Raw genomic sequence first — 4244 nt, 5'->3', positions numbered from 1 at the left:
TCGCCTATCTGGATGGATTAGATGAGCACAATCGATCCATGTTTGAGGATATTCGCATCGTCGCTTCTCCCGAAGAAATCCACGCCTTTAATGCCCTGCCAATCGAAGAGCGTGCGGCTTATATCAGAGCATTCTGGCAGCGCCGCGATCCCACACCAGCAACCCCTGAAAACGAATGGTTGGTCGAACACATCCGCAGAATCATGTATGCGCGGCGGCATTTCTTTTCTTCCCGCGGGCCCTGGGATCGCCGCGGTGAAATCTATATCCGGTATGGTCACCCGGCGCACTGGAGTCGGTCTGACAACGTGCGTTTTGAAGTTGACCCCGAAGTAGTACGCGTAAAAGAACGCTTGCTGATGTCGCTAACCGATGATGCACGGAAAGAACTGATCGCCAATATCCAGCGCATTCGAACATCGGTGAGGCAACTGGGAGAAGAAGTAGATCCCGGATTTGAAGGCACTGTTGGACTCACAGATTTTGAAAATGTTGACTACGGATCCAGGGTAAACGCGCGGGGATCCCCCTCCCAGATCGTCCACGGGAGAATTACGAGCGACATGCCATTATCCCATCGGGATGCGGGAATAGGCACAGATCATAGTCGCGGATATCCACTCTTTCCCGTGGATGGGGATAAACCCTGGGAATATTGGATCTATCCAGAAGTCAACGGAGGCATCGAAATCGTATTCACATCGCTGGCAAGAGGTGGCGATTTCGACTATCCCATACCTTCATTCATACGCGCAGAAGCCAGAGACAATGCTGTGATTTGGAACCGGCGCAGGCCGGAGGATATTGTCAATCGCGCAGTCGCCCGCGAACCCTCGCTATTCGATCTCCGCCGGGAAACCCTGGACTTCTATGCTGACATAGCGGATTTTTGCGGGGAACAGGGACAGACCCGTCTCGAAATTTATTACGGCCTGCCAGTTTCCGAACAGCCTAAAACAACGCAATTTGAACGCGGCCTCGCGCTTTTCGACACCACCTGGACTCCGATCTTTCAAAAAGTTGAACCCCTATCCGATATATCTGACCAGGCGGATAAAATCGTAGATCGACTAACCGTAAATATTCCCCCAGGCCGTTATTATCTGGGCATTCAGGTACACGACACAGCGGGCAACAGGTTGGGTGTCCAAAAACAAGCCATTGACGTGGAATCCTATACAGGAGACGGGTTGATGCTCAGCGACATTGAATTGGCAAACCGAATTGAAGAACAGAAAGCCGATTCTCTGAACATCATCCCCCAGCCCTCAAAATCCTTCTCCGCCGGGCAACCCGTCGCGATTTATTACGAAATTTACGGACTTGCAAAAGATACCTTTGGACAGACGCGCTACCAGATGCACTATCGGATTGCGCCAGCGCAGGGGCAGACACCGGCTGTACGCGTATTGCAATCTGTGGGAAAACTACTGGGGGTCCTCAGCGAAAAAGAATTCACCGTTTCCTATGAACAGGTGGGCGAAACAGAATCTGAATTGAGCTACCTGGAGATCGATGTCACCGACTCTGCACAGGGCATGTACGAATTGGAAGTGCAAATTTCGGACTTAAATGCAAACGTACAAGTCGCTAAATCCACTACATTTCAGATCGTTGAATAGAAGAGATTATGGTATATATGATTCCCAAATAGTTGACAAAACTTAAGCGAGAATTACATTATTAAACCCTTCGAAAACCCGGCAAACATCCACGACAGCTAAAAACAGGAGCAAACATGGATGGCATTCACGACATGGGTGGGATGCATGGATTTGGTCCCATAGAGCGCGAAGAAAACGAACCCTTATTTCACCACCCCTGGGAGAGCCGGGTACTCGCCATATCCGTAGCCACACCTGTGCCGATCCCCGGAGGCTCCCGAAACAACATCGAAAACATGGACCCCGCGCACTACCTCTCGTCCAGCTATTACGAAAAATGGCTGTATGCCCGTATCAAAGGGCTGATCGACGCCGGCGTACTAACCCCGGAAGAGATGGAAACGCGGATGGCGCTCTTCCGGAACAATCCCAATGTCGAAACGCCTGTACACCCCGATCCCGATGCCGTCAGAGCGGAACTCAAACGACCGCGTCCTGCTACCCCATCCCAACAAAAAATGGACATCTCGCCACAATTTTCCAATGGCGACCGCGTAAAAGCGCGCAATATCCATCCCGAGGGCCACACCCGGCTTCCCCGATACGTAAGAGGCAAATACGGCACCGTCACCAACTACTACGGCATCGACAACCTCCAGGACGCCGAACTGCCCACAGGGTGTACAAATCGCCAGCAACCCTTATACGCCGTGCGCTTTGAAGCCTCGGAACTGTGGGGTAGTGCCGCCGAAACAAAAAGTGCCGTCTATCTGGACATGTGGGAAAGCTATCTGGAATTCGTCTAACCATCCCCAATCACAAAAGGATTTTTTTATGAACACAGTTACCCAAACCGAGACCGACGCAGCCCTGCGCACCAGAGCACTCGAATCGCTCCTGATCGAAAAGGGATTGATTACAACAGAAATTATAGACGAAGTCGTGGAAAAATACGAAAAAGACGTAGGTCCCCTCAACGGCGCCAGAGTGGTAGCCCGCGCCTGGACAGATCCGGACTACAAGCGACGGCTAATAGAAGATGGCAGAGCGGCAATTGCCGAACTGGGGTTTGACAGCGCGCAGGGTGCCAAAATCGTCGTACTGGAAAACACCCCAGATGTCCACCACCTCGTCGTCTGTACCTTGTGCTCCTGTTATCCCTGGTCCGTACTCGGCTTGCCCCCGAACTGGTATAAATCCTACGCGTACCGCTCGCGAGCTGTACGAGAACCGAGAGCCGTCTTGCGGAAATTTGACCTCGACCTACCCGATACCGTAGAAATCCGCGTCTGGGACAGCAACTCGGACCTCCGTTACATGGTTCTGCCCGAACGTCCTGCCGGCACAGAAGACTACACCGAAGAACAACTCATCTCACTTGTCACGCGCGACTCAATGATCGGCGTCGCCAAAATCGAATCGCCCTCGAAATGAGACCGTAATGACGCAAAAAACCGATCAAAAAATCGCCACCATGGAAGCAAAAAACGCCCTGCCCAGAGAAAATGGAGAACTCGTTTTTCAGGCTCCCTGGGAAGCGCGCGCTTTCGGCCTTGCCGTTGCACTCAACGAAAAAGACCTCTACGAATGGCGTGAATTCAGTTCCCAACTAACTTCAGAAATCGCCGATGCAGAACAAAAAAACAATCCATCGAGCTACTATGCCCGATGGGTCGCTTCTCTTGAAGAACTGCTCATTGATAGAGGCTTGATCAGCCGGGAACAACTGGACGCCAGAACATCGGAATACGCCATTCACGACCATCACGATCATCATCACGATCACTAAAATTTACGACTCGCAAAATAGAAAGGGTTACGCCATCTCGACGTAACCCTTTTTTCTATTAGCTATCTGTTTTTGACTCTTTATCTGCGTTCATCTGTGGATGCTTTTTTCAACGCTCTCGTCCCGACACAAACAAATCGTAAGAATTTGACTGCCAGCCGCCATCATTTACAATTCCATCATTGGTATCTCTCAACCATGTGACCATCCGATCCTTCATACGCCTGAGCACGTGTTTGTATCCCAGCTTCGGGGCCAAATTGTGCAACTCTCCGGGATCACTCTCCAGATCGTAGAGTTCATCCTCGCTACACGGATTGTAGATATACTTCCACTTTCTGGTCTGCACCATCCGAATCGTACACAGCGCAGGCTCGTACCCGTGATGCTCTGCAAAAATATCCTCTCGCCAATCCGGCGGCGTTTCTCCGCGCAATAAGGGCAGCAAAGAACACCCATCGACCTTATCGGGAATATCCACACCCGCCATCTCGAGAAACGTCGGCATCATATCGACCAAACTCACAAAATCATCGCAAACACGATTGGGTTCAACAACACCCGGCCAACGGATCGCCAATGGAACCTGGTGCGTCTCATTGTACATATTCATCATCTTATTAAACAAGCGGTGACTGCCCAGCATATCGCCGTGATCCGAACTGTACACAATCATCGTATTGTCCAGCTGACCTGCTTTTTCCAGAGCATCTAAAACGCGCTGCACCTGATCATCGATAAACGTGCAATATCCCCAATAGGTCGCAATCACCTTCTGCCAATCGGGCCAGGTCAACTGACTGGCATTCCACCTGAGCATCTCCTTTTGCTGAACACTCGGTTTATCGACA

5 protein-coding genes are annotated in these 4244 nt (G+C 51.1%); 4 read left to right on the top strand and 1 reads right to left on the bottom strand.

The features are described 5' to 3' along the window. The 4 genes from OXG87_23780 to OXG87_23765 all read left to right on the top strand — a co-directional run. Nucleotides 1-1622: GWxTD domain-containing protein (locus tag OXG87_23780; protein ID MCY3872574.1), on the top strand; the 1622-nt coding region annotated here is incomplete at its 5' end. A 116-nt stretch (nucleotides 1623-1738) separates the two neighbouring features. Then, entirely contained in the window at nucleotides 1739-2410 is a 672-nt protein-coding gene (gene nthB / locus OXG87_23775; protein MCY3872573.1) for a nitrile hydratase subunit beta, read from the top strand. Nucleotides 2411-2438: 28 nt separating this feature from the next. Continuing rightward, complete coding sequence (nthA, locus tag OXG87_23770; GenBank protein ID MCY3872572.1) at nucleotides 2439-3038, top strand: nitrile hydratase subunit alpha; 600 nt, start codon at nucleotides 2439-2441, stop codon at nucleotides 3036-3038. A gap of 7 nt (nucleotides 3039-3045) precedes the next feature. Next, nucleotides 3046-3393 (top strand): nitrile hydratase accessory protein, encoded by a 348-nt coding sequence (locus OXG87_23765; GenBank protein ID MCY3872571.1) that lies wholly within the window; start codon nucleotides 3046-3048, stop codon nucleotides 3391-3393. 109 nt (nucleotides 3394-3502) lie between these two features. Here OXG87_23765 and OXG87_23760 read toward each other — a convergent pair. Then, nucleotides 3503-4244: sulfatase-like hydrolase/transferase (locus OXG87_23760; GenBank protein ID MCY3872570.1), on the bottom strand; the 742-nt coding region annotated here is incomplete at its 5' end.

The sequence above is a fragment of the Gemmatimonadota bacterium genome (genome assembly GCA_026706845.1).
GTDB lineage: Bacteria > Latescibacterota > UBA2968 > UBA2968 > UBA2968 > VXRD01.
This window is presented reverse-complemented; position numbering and strand designations above follow the sequence as displayed.